9 protein-coding genes are annotated in these 17,264 nt (G+C 67.6%); all 9 read right to left on the bottom strand.

The window, feature by feature from the left end:
* Window position 1: 1 nt before the first annotated feature.
* Genes CXY75_RS07345 through CXY75_RS07305 form a run of 9 tightly spaced genes read right to left on the bottom strand, consistent with a single transcriptional unit; the run spans window position 2 to window position 16,795 of the window.
* Complete coding sequence (locus tag CXY75_RS07345; protein ID WP_369826698.1) at window positions 2–793, bottom strand: hypothetical protein; 792 nt, start codon at window positions 791–793, stop codon at window positions 2–4.
* The gene (locus CXY75_RS07340; RefSeq protein WP_104082181.1) at window positions 790–2,391 is read right to left on the bottom strand and encodes a serine/threonine-protein kinase; all 1,602 of its coding nucleotides are present in this window, start codon (window positions 2,389–2,391) and stop codon (window positions 790–792) included. Before CXY75_RS07340 ends, CXY75_RS07345 begins: the two co-directional genes overlap by 4 nt.
* Entirely contained in the window at window positions 2,388–3,824 is a 1,437-nt protein-coding gene (locus tag CXY75_RS07335; protein WP_104082180.1) for an FHA domain-containing protein, read from the bottom strand. The genes CXY75_RS07340 and CXY75_RS07335 overlap by 4 nt, the downstream gene beginning before the upstream one ends.
* Window positions 3,824–4,756, bottom strand: a complete 933-nt coding sequence (locus CXY75_RS07330) for a PP2C family serine/threonine-protein phosphatase (RefSeq protein ID WP_104082179.1) — start codon at window positions 4,754–4,756, stop codon at window positions 3,824–3,826. Before CXY75_RS07330 ends, CXY75_RS07335 begins: the two co-directional genes overlap by 1 nt.
* Entirely contained in the window at window positions 4,753–6,012 is a 1,260-nt protein-coding gene (locus tag CXY75_RS07325; protein WP_104082178.1) for an RDD family protein, read from the bottom strand. The genes CXY75_RS07330 and CXY75_RS07325 overlap by 4 nt, the downstream gene beginning before the upstream one ends.
* A complete protein-coding gene (locus CXY75_RS07320) occupies window positions 6,009–8,441 on the bottom strand; it encodes a transglutaminase family protein (RefSeq protein ID WP_104082177.1) in 2,433 nt (810 codons plus the stop codon). Before CXY75_RS07320 ends, CXY75_RS07325 begins: the two co-directional genes overlap by 4 nt.
* Entirely contained in the window at window positions 8,438–9,736 is a 1,299-nt protein-coding gene (locus tag CXY75_RS07315) for a DUF58 domain-containing protein (protein WP_104082176.1), read from the bottom strand. Before CXY75_RS07315 ends, CXY75_RS07320 begins: the two co-directional genes overlap by 4 nt.
* The gene (locus CXY75_RS07310; protein WP_104082175.1) at window positions 9,733–10,707 is read right to left on the bottom strand and encodes a MoxR family ATPase; all 975 of its coding nucleotides are present in this window, start codon (window positions 10,705–10,707) and stop codon (window positions 9,733–9,735) included. The genes CXY75_RS07315 and CXY75_RS07310 overlap by 4 nt, the downstream gene beginning before the upstream one ends.
* Window positions 10,708–10,723: 16 nt before the next feature.
* On the bottom strand, window positions 10,724–16,795 hold the full coding sequence (locus CXY75_RS07305) for an Ig-like domain-containing protein (RefSeq protein ID WP_104082174.1): 6,072 nt from the start codon (window positions 16,793–16,795) through the stop codon (window positions 10,724–10,726).
* Window positions 16,796–17,264: the final 469 nt, after the last annotated feature.

Here is a 17,264-nt window from a genome sequence, read left to right as displayed (position 1 = left end):
GTCAGTCCTCCTGGCCGGGTGCGCCGGCCGCGTTTAACGGATGCTCCGGGTGCGGCTCGTCGAGTAGCAACAGGTCGACGCGGGTGACGATGCGTGACGCGATGGCGTACTCCACCAGGCGGGCCCGCCGGTTGGTGGCATAGGTGCTGACGCCGCCGCGTAACCCCTGCACGCCAGCCCGGTCGAGCTTGTCGCAGACGTTGTCGAGTTTGCGATTGAAGCGGGTGGTGGCCCAGCCCAGCCGCTTCGCCGCCGTGCTTGAGGTGGGGATATCGCTGCGACCGCTGCCCTCGCGCGCCAGCATCGGTTCGGCGAGAGCCAGGATGAGCAGTTTTTGGGTGGGGGTGAACGAGATGGTGCCAACGGTGGTGATCCCGTTGCGGCTGTCCACTGGATCATTGCCCCGAAACGCTGGCTGGCTGGAATGCACGGTGATTTCGTAGGTGGTCGGCCCAGCCGTGAAGATCACGGTGAGCAGGCCGAAGACGATCGGCAGGCGAGCCCCCGGTGCGAGCCAGGCCTGCACCCGGCCATTGCCATCGGTAACGGTTGCAGCGAGCCGCGACCCCACGTTCGCGAGCCACCACAGGCCATCGAACCGGCTGATCTCCAGAAATCGGCGGTGCAGAAACGGGTTGTCATCGACGCTCAGTTCGGCCTCCCGACCGATGCCGAACACCGCCTGTGGGTCGGCGCGAAACCACTCACCGCAGTACTCAACGCTCACGCCGTCGATCGCCGTGGTCAGCGGTCGGTCGCTCTCTACGGGGAACATCGCGTCGGTGCCGGTCACGGGGTACACCCGAGTACGGCCTCTGCCCCGGAACGGCCGTCATCGCGGCGCAGCGACACCTCGATGCAGGTTGGGCCAGCCGGGCTTATCGGCACGGTCACTGTCGGTTCGTCGGCGCTGGTGACCACGTTGTCCTGCCCGGTTTCGACAACCCGCCACAGGTACAGGTCGCCAGCTTCGGGTGCCGGGTTCGTCCAGGTGAATGCCGCGTCGCTGCCCGTGACCGTTCCCACCAGATCGGTCACGGCGGGCACCGAGGCCTCCACTACGGCGTCGACGGGCGCCGCCGGACCGGTTGTGGGTTCGGTCGAACCGGGAGTGGTGCCCCCGGAATCGGTTCCCCCCAGAGCGAGCGCGGCAGCGACTCCACCTCCACCGATCAGCAGCAGAGCTCCCACGATCACCGGCGCGAGCCAGCGGCGGCGACGGATGCTCATCGGCTCGCCCGATTCCGCCGCCGGCGACACCGGGCGGCGGTAGGTCTCGTCGAGTGCGGCCCGCTGGGCGGCCGGGCCACGGGTGAAGTCGAGGGCGTTGGGCGGGATTGTGGCGTCGAAATTGCGAGCTTCGACCGGTGCGTTCAGGGGCGCCGTCGGCCAGGGGGTGGTCGCGGTGAGCTTGGGGGTATCGACCGCGGCGGGCTGAGACTCCGGATCGATGCTGACAATGTTGCGCACCCGGGTGAGGCCGTCATCGTCATCCCGGTCGTCGAGGCCGTCGACGGCGTCGTCGAGTACATCGATGGTGGTGACCGACATCGAGAGCTCGATCTGCACCTTCTGCAGCGCCCGCGCGAAGTCGAGCGCGGAGGCGTACCGGTCACCCGGATTCTTGCTCATGGCCCGCGCGAACACCGCGTCGACGGAGGCCGGCACGTCCGCGCGGCCGAGGGCCGGCAGCGCGTAGGAGCCAATGCGGCTAATCACGTCGGCGCTCGTGTTTGAGGCACCCGGCAGCTGGAACGGGGACCGTCCAGCGAGCAGGGTGTAGATCGTTGCGGCCAGTGCGTAGACGTCGCTGGCCGGCCCGCTCGACGGTGGGTTCGCAAACGATTCTGGCGGCGACCAGGGAATCGACATGCCCACTGGGGCCGTCTCGTCGGCGCCGGTGGTCGCCGAGATGCCGAAGTCGGTCAGGGCTGGCCGGTTGTATTCGGTCACCAAAATGTTCGCGGGCTTGATGTCGCGGTGCAAAATACCGGCCCGGTGCGAGGTCTCCACGGCTCCGGCGACCTGGATCGCGATGCGCAGCGCCTCGCCCACATCGAAGCGTTCACGGCGGTAGCGCACCTGCAGGTTCGGCTTGGGGCAATACTCCATGGCGAGATAGGGACGGCCGTCGCCACTCACACCGGCCTGGTAGATCGTGACGATCGACGGATGCGTTGACAGCATCGCCATCACGTTGGCCTCGGCCGTGAACTCATCGGCCGATCCGGTGCGCAGCTGCTCGGCCAGCAGCACCTTCACGGCAACGCGGCGCCGAGGCAGGTGCTGCTGGTACAGAAACACGTCGGCGAAGCCGCCGGAACCGAGCAGTTCGACAAAGTCGAACCCGGGCAGGGTTGGCGGGGTGCTCGGCGCGCGTGCGGCACTCATGCGGGCTCTCGAAAGGTCACAGTGACGGCATCGCCCAGATCGAGCACGTCACCGTGCACGAGCATGGTGGGTTCGTGCGGGTGTAATCGCACCGGATCAGCCCCGGGTCGCAGTAGCTTGGTGCCGTTGGTGGTGCCGAGGTCAACGGCGAGCACGTTTTCGCCCTCGCAGCGCACCTCGAGGTGGCTGCGCGAGATATCTTGCTGGGGACTCGGCACCGTCACGAGGTGCGGCATGCGGTCCGCAGTGAATCGCGCAGCGCTCGGCTTGCGCCCGATCACCGCGCTGCGATCGAGCACTACCTCGGTGCCGCCCGAGACCAGCAGTCGGCCGTACCGCGGTGTCGGTGCGCCTGTCCACGCCGGGACGCCCGCTAGAACGGATGCTGCCGGCGCGGCCAATTCGAGCGCCCGCAGTTGCTCGAGCGACAGGGTCTCCCCGTCGTGGTCGGAGTCGATCGCGGTGTAGTGATCGGGATCGATTTCGGAGTCGATCTGGGTGCGCGTTTCCGCGCCGGTTTCGGCGGTGGTTTGCGCGGCGGCGGCTGGGGCGCCAGCGACCGGCTTCTCCGGCACGGCGGCGCCCGAACCCCACAGACCGTCGTAGTCCCGGCCCTGCGTAAATTCCGGCACCGCTAGCGTCTCGCTGGTCGAAGCGGCCTCCGTCTGAGCCGTGTGTTCCGCGTGGTCCAGGGCGGCCTCGGGCAGCGGCGGGAGGAAGATCGGAACCGGCTGCAAAACGGGTGGCAGATCGGTCGTCGTCGCCGAAACCATCCGCTCCGGCACGCCCAGAACCGCCGGCGGCGGCGTGACGCCTGGGCCGGCTGCAGCCACGAGGTTGCTTGAATCAGCGCCGTTTGAATTAACATCGTCAGACTCAGACTCAGGGTCGCGCGTCTCAGCGCCGCGCGCGCTCGCGGCGCGCTCGCCCGACTGCGCTTGAACACCCGCGCGCAGGGTTATCACGAGTGAGCTGCACAGCACGATTCCCGCGACGATCGGCAAGTTCACTCCCGGGGATGTCGACGCGGGGCTTGCGGATGGCGCGAAATCGGCGCGGGGGGCCGCGGCATCCGTTTCGACGGTAATGCTGCCGGGGGTGACCGAAACGCTTTCGCTCCAGGTGGTGACGCGGGCGCCGGAAACGCGCAGGTGGCCCTGCTCGGCGTCGCCCTCGGCCGTGACCGCGAGTGGACCACGCACCGCGAGTCGGGCCTCGTCGCCGACGAACGTGACGATGGCGAAGGCGGGCAAGCTGGCCAGACCGGTGCCAAATTCGGCGGTGAGGGCGTCGAGCAGGGCACTGAGGCCGTGGCCGGCCGTCAGATCGGTGAAAATGCGCTCGAGCAGGGTGGGGGCGATATCGCCGGGCAGTACGGCGATTCCGGCATCGGTGACGACGCCGAACCAGCTGCCGGGAACGTAGTGGCGCATCAGCGGGCCTCGGAGCGGGGAACCAGCGCGCGCGGAATAAGCGCGGCAGCAACCGGTCCGGGAGCAACGAACGCGGGCAGCTCGCCGCGCGGGATCGTATCGTCGAAGTCGGCGACCAGGCCCTCGGCATCCGTGGCGCCGCTCGGCGTGGTCTCATCGCCGGTCGCATCGATGGTGCTGAGCGCGTCGACGATGACGGTTGTCACGTTGTCACGCCCGCCGTGCAGCAGGGCCTCGTGCACGAGGCGAGTCGCGGCGGCCTGCGGCTCGGTCTCGGTGGCGAGAATCTGGCGGATCTGTTCGTCGTCGAGCTCCCCGGTGAGTCCGTCGGAGCAGATGAGAATGCGGTCTCCGGGGGCGGCCGGGAGAAACCAGTAGTCCGGTTCGCCCTCGCTTCCGGCCCCGATGGCGCGGGTGATCACATTGCGCTGCCGGTGCAGGGCGGCCTGGGCGGGAGTGAGGTCGCCGGTCTCCAGCAATTCCTGAACGATGGAATGGTCGACGCTGATCTGCTCGAGCACCCCGCCCGCCATGCGATAGGTGCGGGAATCGCCCAGGTTCAGCAGCAGCCAGTAGGCGTTGCCATCCAGCGCGGCAAGGGCGACCCCGCTGAGGGTCGTGCCGGCTCCGGCCCCGGCGCCCTCTGGTAGCGCCAGCACGCGGACGATCGCTCGTGCCACGCCGGCCCGCAACTCATCGAGGGTCACGCTCGGTTGAGCGGCGAGTGCGGTGAATGCCTCGATGACCGTGGCGCTGGCAATTTCGCCTGCGGCGTGCCCGCCCATGCCATCGGCCACGAGGTAGAGCGATCCCTGGGCGAGAAAGGCGTCTTCGTTGTTTGGCCGTCGTCGCCCGGCATCCGTTGCTGCGCCTGCGCGCACTTGAATAGGTGCGGCCGTGCCCGATTCTGCGGTCGGGTTTTGGGGCGTCATCGGGTCTCCACGGTGATGCGTCGGTCGCCGAGCGCCAGAGTGTCGCCGGCCTCCAGGAATGTTGGGCGATCGACGTCCACGACAGCTTCCGGTTGTCCCGAACGGATGAGCTTGGTCCCGTTGGTTGATCGGCGATCCATCACCCACAGTCGGGTGCCGTCGAGGCCGAAGCTCAGGTGCGTCTTGGAGATGGATTTGGTGTTGTCCGGGTACACCACGAGCTGGGCCGGACGGTCGTCCGGCGCGGCGGGATTGCGGCCGATAAAACCGCTGCGCGCCACATCGACGGGTTCACCGGTGTCCAGGCGCAGGGTCCACAGGGAAGCGGCAGCGGGGGCAGCTGCGCGGGTTTCGTCGAGGTCTTCGTCGAGATTATCGGCCTCGCTCAGGTGGAGAACAGCGGGGGAGCTGACCGGCGGGGCGGCGAAGTAGCCCCCAGCCGGAGGAGCAGCAACCGGTGGCTGGGGCGGGTGCACGGCGAATCCGGGAACGGCAGAAATGACGCCGTCGGCCGGCGGTACTGGTGGTGTCGCCGGGGCTCGCAGTGGAGCGGGCGGGGTGGGCGGTGGCGGTACCAGATCGTCGCGGTGACGCACTGGCGCAATGACCGTCTCGAGTTGTGACTCCGACTCGGCCAGTAGCGGTGACCCGGGGGCAGGCAGAGGCAGGTAGTCGACCGAACGAGTTGCTGGCAGCGCAGCTGGCGGGGGTGGCGGCGGCAGTAGCCGCTCAGCGCTCGGTGCTGGCGGCAGACTGCTCGTCGCGACCTGGCCGAAGACGCGCTCCGCGGCATCCGTTCGCGCATTGATCATCCAGGTGCCGGAAGCCTTGTCGTGCCAGCCGCGGTTGGCGCCGGTGCCGTCGAACAGCGGCGAGAGCGGACCGACGACGATGTAGGTACTGAGTGTGAAGACGATGCTGCGGCCGAGCACAACGCCGAAGCCGGGACCGTTCGCGTCGATATCCATTCCCGGCTGCACCCGAACCAGGCGCACGCCGCTGGCCTTCATTCCCGGGGTCTGGCCACGACTCAAGCGCACCCAGTAGTAGATCGCCAGCGCGATCGATCCCAGCAGATAAATTACGAGGCCGATGAGGTCGCCGCCGAGCCCGTAGTAAATGAGGGCCAAGAGAACACCCGGGCCGCCGAAGATAAGGCCGTCGAGCAGGTAAGCGCCGATTCGTGCGCCGATGCTCGCGTTCTCGTGGCCGGTGTAAGACATGGAGCCGCCGTAGGCCGGGAGTTGCTGAGTCATGATGTTCGTCTCCACTTTTTGGCGAGGGTGGTCAGGCGGGGCGATCGGGGACTTCGCGAGGTCGGTTGGAGCGGCCCCGCGCGGTTCTGTGTTCGGCCACTCGAACCGGCCAGAAATGACCGCACGGAGTGCCGGGCGCGCAGCCGGGCCCAGCCGTGCACCGAGTTGTTAAGGCTGACGACGATGCCGTCGACCTCGGTCCAGAACTCGGTGAGCTGCTGCTCGGTCGGGTCGACCGGGCCGAACACCCCCGAATCGACGCGGGCGGCGAGCAGCATCAGGCCAGCGGCCGGGTAGCGTTCGGCCAAGGCCAGGGAGCCCTCCCGGCGGGTCGCGCCGGGCGCCAGGTTCAGCCCCAGGTCGGTCGCCGTGTCGACGACCTCGCTCCAGCCGCCGCTCAGCCGGTCGACCGGCCTGGGCGCACGCGCCCGGCCTCGACGACGACGCTTTCGCAGCACGGCCAGGAGCAGCCCCGGCCCGAGTAGAACCAGAAGCAGCGCGAATACCCCGCCAGCGATGCCCGCGACCAGCCAGACCGTCGACCACAGGTCGGTGACCGGGTCGGTGGCCGAGTCATCGGCGAGCACGTCCGCCGGCAACTCGACCGGGGCCAGCGGCGGCAGCGGCGGTTGCAAGACTTGCGCTTGCGGCTCGCTCTTGGGTTTGGGCTGCTCGGCTTGCGGAACCTGGTCGGTGGGCGGTGTCGGGTCAAAGCTCACCCAGCCGACCCCGTCGAAGGCAACCTCGACCCAGGCATGCAGGTCGGCGCCGGTGATCGCGAGGGCGCCGGTGGCTACGGCATCCGTTTCTGCGGGGTAAAAGCCCATCACCACGCGGGCCGGAATGCCCAGTTGCGAGACCTGCAGGGCCATGGCCACGGCGTACTGCTCGTCGTCGCCGATCATCTGGTCGTCGCTGAGCAGCACGCCGATGCGCTCGGCGCCGTGACCGGCTCGGGAGACGGTTTCGCCCTCGAGGCCGTGGCTGAAGAATCCACCGGTGTGCAGGGCCGTTTCAATGGCGCGCACCTGTTCGATCGGAGTGACGGCGTCGGTGATGGCGGCATCCGCTGCGGTCGTCACAATGTCGGGAACCGGCGCTGACTCTGGCATGGCGAGGGTGGCAACCTGTCGGGCAGCCAGCTGCTCGTCGGTATAGCTCGGCGGCAGAACGACCGTGGCCGTGTAGCTGTCGCCCGACTGCAACCCGAGGGTCGAAACGGCCGCCCCGGTGGTGCGGTTGTAGTGCAGACTCGGGGCGAGCTGGGCGGCCCGGGCGCTGGTCGCGGTGAGCGCGGTGAGATAGCCAGCGTCGGGCACCCACACGCCGGTCAGCGCTTCGATCGTGATCGTGAGGTTCGCCGAGGTTCCGGCGCGCGGGTCGGCGATGCTCGTGCCGACCCGCGCGAAGGTGCCGGAGCCGGTGCTGCCGTCACCGGAAACGTTGTAAACGACGCCGTCGAACCGGTCCAGGGTGGCTAGACGCAAGCGGGCTCCGGCGGGCAGCCCGCTGACTGTGAACAGCGTCGTGTCCTTGAAATCGCGCACGTATTTGCGAAAGCCAACGAGCGGGCTGGCATAGGCGTGCAGGTCGAGCGGCGGCACCACGGTGTCGCGCAGCACCTGCCGGGCGGTAGCGGGCTCGGCGACGCTGCCGATTCCGACCCCGAGCAACAGCGCACCGACCAGCAGAGCGGATCCGGTGGCCACCCGACGGCTGCGCAGCCGGCGCGCGCTCGCCGGATCGGCGGTTTCGCCAGCGGATGCGGCGGCGGCGTTGACCGCGCTGGTGTCCGTTCCGTTTCGGGTTTCAGCAAGGCGCCACGCGCTCCACGCGATGGCGACAACGGCGAGCAGCAGGCCACGCAGCAGCGGCAGCACGGTCTCGTGCGTGCCGAAGCCGATCGACACGGCAAACAGGGCAGCCACCGGCAGCAGCGCGAAAGCCGGCCGACGCAGGCGCAGCGCGAAACTGCCGGCCAGCACGGCGGCGAGCAGCGTGGCGAGGTAGGGAACGATCAGCAGGGCTTCGAACCCGGCGACCGGTGCCGGGGCGGTGAGCAGCTGCTTCCAGGAGAAGACGACGCCAATGGCCAGTTCGCGCAGGGTATCGAGGGTGGGTACGACGCCGGCGATCGTGCTCGGGAGCAGGGCGAGCGCACCGCCGAAGGCGAAATAGGTGAGTGCGGTCGTCGCCGCGACCAGGAGCGTGCCCCAACGCAGACGGGCACCGAGCACGGCAACTCCCAGGCCAAGGAGCAGCCCCCCGAACCCGGCCAGCAGGTAGTCGGTACCGCCGAAGACCGGACCGAAGCCGAGCACGCCGAGACCGAGCAGCAGCACCATCGCGAGCACGTCGCCGAGCTGGGCGGGCAGGCGGCGCCGCGGGCGAATGGCGGGCCGAATGGCGGGCTGGCCGGCGGCGCTCATTCGTTCACCCGACGCATTCCGAAGGGCAGATCGCTCAGCGCGCCAACCGTCAGCACGGTCGTGTCGGCGATTGCTCGCCGCGACAGGGCCGCCCCACGCGAGCAGCGCACCGCGATCACGCGCACCCCGCTGGGCAGGTGGCTGGCCGCCGAGCGAATGCGCGCCGGCTCCACCGTGCTGCCAAATACCAGCACCACAACGGATGCATTCGGCACCTTGACCCCGGTCTGCCGCGCCAACTGCACGATGTCCGCCCGGGAACCACCGGGTTCAATCGCCGACAGCCCGTCGAGTAGCCGCTTGCCGGTTCGGGTGGGCAGAATCTGGTCCTGCGCGAGCACGGTCAGCTGCCTCTCCTCGGTGAGGGCCTGCAGTCCGAGGGACCCGCAGACCGAGACGGCGAGTTCGAACTCGTCGATCCCGACCGGAACGGCCGCGGCATCCGCTGTCATTGTTGTGGGCGCATAGTCGAGCGGGTTGCGGCTGAGCGCAATGGCCAGGTGCGAGCGCCTGGTTTCGTCGAACTGGCGCACCATGATGGTTCCGGTGCGCGCCGAGGAGCGCCAGTGCACGTTGCGCAGGTCGTCGCCCGGCACATACTCGCGCAGGGCGTGAAACGACACGTCGTCATTGCTGAGGTCGCTCGTTGGCAGGCCCTCAAGGTCGCGCAGAAACCCGGAGCTGGAGCCGTCGAGGTGCACCGTGCGCGGATGCACGAAGAGATCCTCGGCCGGAGTCCACCCGATGACCCGGCGAAACAGGCCGAGCGCGTCGCCGCGCACCGAGCGCACCGGCCCTACCGCCAGCACCGTACGGCGTTGAGTGGGAATCGTAAAGAGATCGTCGTGCTCGGCGCCGGGAGCGAGCCGCGGCAGGTGGAACGTGGCGAGTCCGGCGCCGACGGGCAGCTCGATGCGCGCCGGCAGCATGGTGCGGGTGGACGGGTTGGCCACGATCACACTGCCAACCGCACGCTCGCCGACCACCACGTGGGTATTGGCGAGCCCCAGGGTGATCGCGTAAGCGCTGCGCCCGAGCAGGAACGGCGCCGCCAGCACGAGCAGCACGACGCCCACGAGCGCGAGCGCCGTGAATTCCTGCCAGCCGAATCGTTCGCCGAGCAGCCAAGCCAGAACGGATGCCCCGAGCACGGCCCAGCCGAACCCGGTCACAACCGCGAGCATGCGTCTCAGACGTTGCCACAGCGGTTTCAAGACCGGCCAGACCGCGCCCCGCCAGACCATGCGAAGCGGATGCAGCCGGTCCAGTGTCTGCTGACCCGCCGCCGCGCTCATGCCGCCGGCTGTCTGGATTGTGGCGCGGCCACGTCGGCGAGAACTCGGCCGATGATTTTTTCCGCGGTCATGCCCGAGAACTCCGCCTCCGGGTCAAGCACGATCCGGTGGGTCCAGACCGCCGCTGCGAGGTCTTTCACGTCGTCGGGCAGCACGAAGTTGCGGCCCTGGGCGGCCGCCCAGACCTTCGCCGCTCGAATCATCGAGAGCGCCCCGCGCACCGACACACCGACCCGGGTCTCAGCGGCGAGCCGGGTCTCCTGGGTGAGCTCGGCGACGTACCGCAAAATGGCCGCGTCGGTGTGCACGCTCGACGCGAGGTCGGCCATGTCGGCCACCGCGCTAGTGGTGATCATCGCGGTGAGACCGGCGGCCGGATTGCGGTTGGCCGCGCCGGCCAGAATCAGCTCGGTCGACGCGAGATCGGGGTAACCGATCGACGTCTTGATGAGAAACCGGTCCAGCTGGGCTTCTGGCAGCCGGTAGGTGCCGGCCTGCTCGATCGGGTTCTGCGTGGCAATCACCATGAAGGGTCGGCCCACCTCGTGGCCGATACCGTCGACCGTGATGCGGCTCTCCTCCATCACCTCGAGCAGTGCTGATTGGGTTTTCGGGCTGGCCCGGTTGATCTCGTCGGCGAGCACGATCGACGCAAAGATGGGGCCACGGTGAAACTCAAACTTATGACTCTGCTGGTCGTAGATGGTGACGCCGGTCACGTCGCTCGGCAACAGGTCTGGCGTGAACTGGATTCGATTGTTCGTGCCCTGCACCGTCGCCGCGAGCGCCTTGGCCAGGGAGGTCTTACCGGTCCCGGGGGCATCTTCGAGCAGCACGTGACCCTCGGCGAGCATCGCCGTGAGGACGAGACGAATCACCTGGCTCTTGCCGAGCACGGCGAGGCCCACATTGTCGACGAGGCGTCCGAACGTGCCGGCAAACCAGGTTGCTTGTTCTGATGTCATGGTCATTGTTTGCTCTCCAGTTTCAGCATTTGGGCATTCCCGCAGGGATGGTGGTGTCCTGTCCGGCCTTGAGCGTGTAGCGGGAGACGTAGAAGGTGTTGGTCATTCGAAGCCACACGTAGTCACCCTTAACCTGAAGGCTCGAAACGTCCGTCCAGCACGTGACGGTCTGGTCACTATTTGCCTCCAGCCAATAGCCCGGAGCGTTACAGTTTGTGCCATCGAATCTCGCATTCGTCAAATTGTCTTGTGCACACGATCTGGCGTTGTCGACCGTGACGGTCCACGTAGTTGGCGGTGCCGCCCCGGAGGTGGCGGAGGCGGACTTGGTGCTGGTCTGACCGGCCGCGTCTGTGGCACGCACGTTAATCGAGTGCGTCTGGCTGTAAGAACCGACGTTTCGGTTTCCGCTGCTGACCCCAACGTTTTCCCAGCCACCACCGTCGATCGAGATCTCCAGCAAAGTGATGTCCCGACCATTACGGCCGGGGGCGCTCCACTGCACGTTGACCTGAGCGCCGCCACCGGTGGCACCGGCTCCCGGTTGGTTCGGTGCGCCGAACGGAGCGACGGAGTTGGACGACGTGCTGCCGGCTCCGTCGTAGCGCTGGCCGTCTAGCTGGGTGACGGCCCGTACGGCAATCGTGTAGCTGCCGTTGTTGTTGACCTGGCCATTGCCAATTGTTCCAGAACCGTTTCCGCCGGTGGCAGCCCAGTCCGTGCGCCACCCCGTCCCGCTGACGTTGTACTCGTAGCTCAGCTCGCTGGACGTTGCGCCGTTTCCCGCTGCCGGGTTGTACGTCACCGTGACCGTATTGTCGCCCTCGGTCGCCACCACGTTTGTCGGAGCCCCCGGCGCAACGAATGCGCGGCGCGCGGCCGATGCCGCACTTGACGCGGAGTCTCCGGCCTTATTGCTGGCCACCACCGTAAACGTGTAGTCGTTGGTCGAGGTATCGACGACGACGGCCTGTGAGGTTGTGCCGCCGGATACCGGAATCGTGCGTGACGTTCCACCGCTCTGCACCGTCAGCACGTAGCCCGCGATGGCGTCACCGTTGTTGACGGGAGCGGTCCAGGACACCTGCATCTGGGCCTGCGAGCCGACAGGATCGAGGCGGGTCGTGGTCGGCGCTGCCGGAGCGTCGGGAACGCCGGCCGGTACCATCGCGCTCGAGAACGAGCTCCAGTCGCTCGGCTCCGGGGCGCGGTTGGCCGCCTGCACTCGCACCGTATAGGCGACCCCGTTCTCCAGGCCATCCCAGGTGAGCGAATTGCCCGTCGCGGTGCGCTGTAGGCCGCCAAACTGTGGCAGCGGTGAAATTTCAAGCAGGTACGACGACACCGCACTGCCCGTGCTGGTGGGCGTGACCCAGCTCACGTCGAGGGCGCCATCGCTAAAGGCCAGGGTGGGCGGCTGCGGAACGTCGGGACGGGCATCCGGGCGGGCCACAGCCGACGCCCCGGAGGGGTCGGACTCGCCGACCGTGTTCGTGGCCGTCACCGTGAAGCTGTACTCGGTGTCGTTGGTGAGGTTCGTGAGGGTGCAGGTTGTCGACGCGCACTCCTGGGAAAAGCCGGATGCCGACACGGTATAACCGGTGATTTCGGCGCCGTTATTGCTCGGCGGCGTCCACGACAGCACGACCGTGCGGTCCTGAATCGAGGTGACGCTCGGCGTTGACGGTGCGTCGGGCCGGCCCTGCACGGTCAGGCGAATGCGGCCCTCGACCTCACGCTCGGTGTCGTTCGTCGCGTCGGCCACCCGATACCGCACCACCATCGTGCCGATGAAATCACCCGACGGGGTCACCTCCACCTCACTTCCCACAACGGATGCCGACCCCGCGCCGGTCTCCACGCTCGCCGATACCACCCGCAGTGGTTCCTCCGGGAACGGATTCGTATCGTTGTCGAGCACCGACACCGTCACGCTCTCGCCCTGATCGGCCTCCGGTACCGCGTCATCGGTCGTCGTGGCCAGGGGCCGAGTCGAGGCGATGACGCTCAACTGCAGGGTCGCCGAGACGGGGGCGGTCGTGCCGTCGTCGATGAGTAACGCCAGCGCACCGGACTGGCCCTTGGCCGTGCCGGATGGCGCGCTCGCCGACAGGGTCTGGCCCTTGATTATGGCTTCGAAGCCGGCGGGCACCGCCCCGTCGATGCGAAAAACGAGCTTCTCGAGGTCGCCCGGGTCGGCATCCATTGCCATGGCAGCCAGGTCGACGGTGACCGCGTCTTCACCGGGCGCGACCTCGACGGTGCCGCCGACAAAGGTGGGCTGCTGGTTGTCGGGCGCGAGCACGGTGATCGGGATCGCCAGGGTCGCCGTGTGACCGGCCGGGTCGTCAGGACCGGTGCCGTCGGTCACCTCGAAGCTCAGTGCCTCCGGGCCGAAATAGTCGGCCGACGAGGTATACACGAGGGTGGTTTCGTTCTGAATAAGTGAATCGCCGTTGCCGTGCGTCGCCGAGACCTTGTCAGCCACGGTGATGCGGGGGCTCTTTCCAGCGGCCACCGTCACGAAATCGTCGAGGGCCAGGCTCACCGTCTCACCGCTTTTCACCTCGATGGCCGGTACCCCGGTTGTGAGCGTGGGGCGCTGGTCTTCGAGTCCGGGTACGAGCACGAACGCACTGGCCTGTAGATCGTCAGGGTCGGTGACCGTGTAGCGAACGATTTGGGCGGTCGCAGTGAGAGCCACCCGCACCGAGCCGTCGCTCGTGACCGTCGCTGCGGGGTTGTCGGTCGTGACGCGCAGGTTCATGGCCGATCCGTCTGGATCTTCGTCGTTGGTGAGCACGGGCACGTCGACGCTGGTCTGGTCGGCAACGTCGGCAGCGGCCACACGATCGTCGCGGGCGATGGGGGTCAGGAGCGGGGCATCCGCTGTGATACTCAGCTGCAGGGTGCCGATCGCGGTCGCACCCCACGGGTCGGCGACGGTGTACGCAATGCTGTACTCGCCCGGCTGGGTGGGCGTCTGCAGCACGATCCGTTCGCCGTTCACCGTGGCGGTCAGGCCGCCGGGCACGGTCAGGCCGTCGGCGACCAGGGTGAGCGCGTCTCCGTCGGGATCGGTGTCATTGACGAGCACGGGAACGGCCAGCTGGCGGTCGGGGCGGGCACTGACGGCGTCTTTCACGGCGTAGGGTTTTTGGTTGGTGGAGCCAGGACGGGCGATGCCGACGAGAATGCTGGCCTGAGCTTCAGCCCCGAGTCGGTCACGCACCACGTAGCTGAACGAGTCGGTACCGACAGAGTCGGCGAAGGCTTCGTAGCCTAGCCAGGAGTCGCCGACCTCCACGATGCGGCCCTTGGTGGGTGCGCTGCCCTGCCCCACGAGGTGCACGGAGTCGCCGTCCGGGTCGATCTGGCCTAGCGGAATGGGAATGCGCACGGTGTTGCCCGAGAGCACCCGGGCGGTGAGGTCCTGCGGGCGCGGCGGGGAGTTCGTCGCGGCATCGAGGGCGAGAATCTGAATGGTGACGTAGCCGGAGTCCTTCTGACCGAGACTGTCGACGACCTCGTAGGTGGCGTAGACCGTCTTCGCGGTCGGTCCCGCTTGAAATCGCAGCATGTTTTCCGACACGAAAAGTTCGCCGTCGGCCGCGTCCACGAGCGGTTCGACGAGGGCGGGCGCGAGCGTCATCGTGTCGCCGTTGGGGTGAGAATCATTGGCCAAGACCGGGATTGACACGATGTCGCCGGCGCGCACGGTCACGGTGTCGTCCACCGCGACCGGCGGCAGCAGCTTCGCCGGCGCGGGCACTGGAACGACCAAAACCTCGCCCTCGGCGCTCAGCGACCCGTTCGAGACGGTGTATCCGATCGTGACGGGTGCATTCAGGCCGCTCTGATCGATCACGTGTAATACCTGGTGTTCCAGCACCGCCACCGTGATGCCAAGGTTGTCGGGAATGGTCAGCGACTGCACCACGAGAATTCCACCGGCCGGGTCGGTGTCGTTGGCGAGTACGTCAACGAGCACATCGCGCCCGACCGGCAACAGGGCAACGTCGCGAACCGCGACGGGCGGAAGGTCGCTTGCCGCTGCATCCGTCACGTCGATGCGCACGAGGCCGAGCACAGTGTTCGGGCCGTCGGTGGCCAGGTACTGCAGGTAATAGGTGCGCGGCTCGGCGGCGCTGAAGGTGAAGGTTCCGGTGGCAAAGTCGGGCACGATGGTGGCGCCGGGCACCTCGTCGATCTTGGCCAGCCGCAGGGGAACCCCGCCGGGGCTCGCATCGTTCAGCAGCGGCGACACGGTCACGGTCTGACCGACGGTCGTCGACACATGATCGGGGTTGGTGACCGGTGTGGTGCTGCCGGACGCCCGCACGTCGACCCGCACACTGCCCTCGGCCGGGTCGACCCCGTCAGACACGACGAGCGCAACGTCTTTGCGGCCGAGGTGCTGGCCGACCGCAGCGTAGCTGAGCACGCCATCAGCGGTGAACTGCACGGCATCGTCGTCCGCGGGCGTAGCGGCCTGGAGGAACAGGTCGTCACCGTCGGGGTCGATCCAGTCGGGCCGCACGTTGTGAGTGATCGAGGCGCCCTGCTCCACCACGAAGCTGCTGGTGCGTTTCTGTACCGGGGGACTGTTCGTGCCGACCTCGCTCACCGTGAGAGTGACCGTCGCCTCGGCTGTTCCGCCGCGCCCGTCGCTCACGGTGTAGCGAAAACTCGTGGTCGCGGTGGCATCGTCGGCCACGGCAATCTGCAATGCTGTACCACCGAAGATGGGCTGCACACTGCCGAGGGACGGGGCGTCGCCGACGATGGTCGCCGTGAGAATATCGCCGTCGGCATCCGTGTCGTTATCGAGCACCGGCAAGATGACGCTGCGGCCAGCCCGCACGCCAAAGCTGTCATCGACGGCGACCGGTTCGGTGTTCTCCTCGGTGCGTTGCGGAAGCACGTTCTCGACCGACTCGGTGACCGCGTCCTGGTCGTCCTCCTCGTCGCTCTCGTCGGGCGGGGGCGTGATGTCGTTCCAATTGTCGATCACGACCATGTCCTGGTCGACCAGCCAGACCAGGCCGGTGGTGAGGTCGTTGAGCACCACCACGTTGCGGTTGACCCGAAAGGTGAGGGGTGTGGCCGTGTCGATTTCGAGGTCGCGGGCTACGTCGTCGATGCTGCCTGGGCAGTCCCGCAGGTAGCGCGCGCTCGTTGACCAGGCCGCATAGGCGCATCCGTTGAGAAAGACCGGGGCGATGGGACTGCCCGCGCCGCCCGTCTCAATGCGGGTCGCTTCGCCTCCGTCGAGGGGCTGGATCAGTAGGGAATCGGGGGTGGCTACGAGCACGGCGGTGGTCGCGGTGCCGGTGCTGCTCTGCTGCAGGGCAGCACCGGCGGCGGTCTTGACCGTGCGGTCTTCCGGCAGGAACAGCGTTCCCGAGGTGCTCTCGAGCACGACGGATGCGTCCCCTACCGCTGCGATCGAAAGCTCCGGCTGGTCACCCAAATCGTTGAGAGCGGGCAGCTCGGTGAGGGTGGGGGCCTCGAAACCCATCGGACCGGTGCTGCGCGCCACGGTGACGAGTTGCCGGTCCGCGGCGGAAACGGCGTGCACCGTGCCGGTGGACCCGACGGTCACGGCGGCGCCGGCCCCGAGTTCGATAGCCGGGTCCGTGCTTTCGACGCTGAAAGACTCGAGCTCTGCCACGGTGAGGGCGAACAGGGCGCCGGTCGACCGGCCCAATATGGCGACAGTGTCGGCTCCGAGGGTGACCGCGGCATCCGGTGGCAGAGCAATATCGGCACCGAAGACCTTATTGGCCGGGTCGATCACGTTCAGCGTCGCGTTGGCCCGATCATGGGTGAGCACGATGTTGCCGGACTGCAGTATCTCGAAGTCGTTGGCTTTGGCGCGCAGCCCGGCATCGAGAACCTGGGCCTGGTAGTTGAGATGACCAACGAGCAGAGCGGTGGGTTTGGTGACCCAGACGCCGCCATCGTTCAGCTGCACATCGGCGGTAGTGATGCCCGGGTAGAGGACAGCTAACAGCGACAGGGCCACCGTCGCGGACGTGACAATGCCCATGCTCATGAGCGAGCGATGGTGGCGCGCAATGCGTCGAAACATCCCCGGACCTCCCCGTTACGATCGCAACCCTACTGGGGGCAATACTGCGGCAAACACGGGGAACGGGCGATGGGGAGAATTCCCCAAGAGGGGTCAACGGCTGGACTCGCTGGTCCGTCGGAACACCTGTCAGAGCGACGTTGGTACCGCAAGGCGGCACTCCGCGGGGTTTTTCTCGGTTCAATCGCGGCCCCATTCGATCCGAGAATCGTGAAGATTTACCGCGCATCCAGTGCGAACCCCCATAACTGGGGTGTGACAAAGTCGCACTCTTCAAAATCGGGCGAATCTGAGCGCTAGTGCCCGCCGCCGAGGTTTCCGGCGAGGCGGCTGTGCAGCTCGTGGCTCGCTTCGTTTAGGCCCTCGATGACGACGTACTTGTCGTGCCGCTGATATTTGTAGCTGATGGCGTCGAGGGTGGCGACGGTCGATGCGTCCCAGATGTGCGAGGCCGAGAGGTCGATGACGA

This window comes from Cryobacterium sp. Y11 (assembly GCF_002929535.1).
Lineage (GTDB): Bacteria > Actinomycetota > Actinomycetes > Actinomycetales > Microbacteriaceae > Cryobacterium.
The sequence above is the reverse complement of the archived record's forward strand: the minus strand, read 5'-3'. Positions and strand labels throughout refer to the sequence as shown.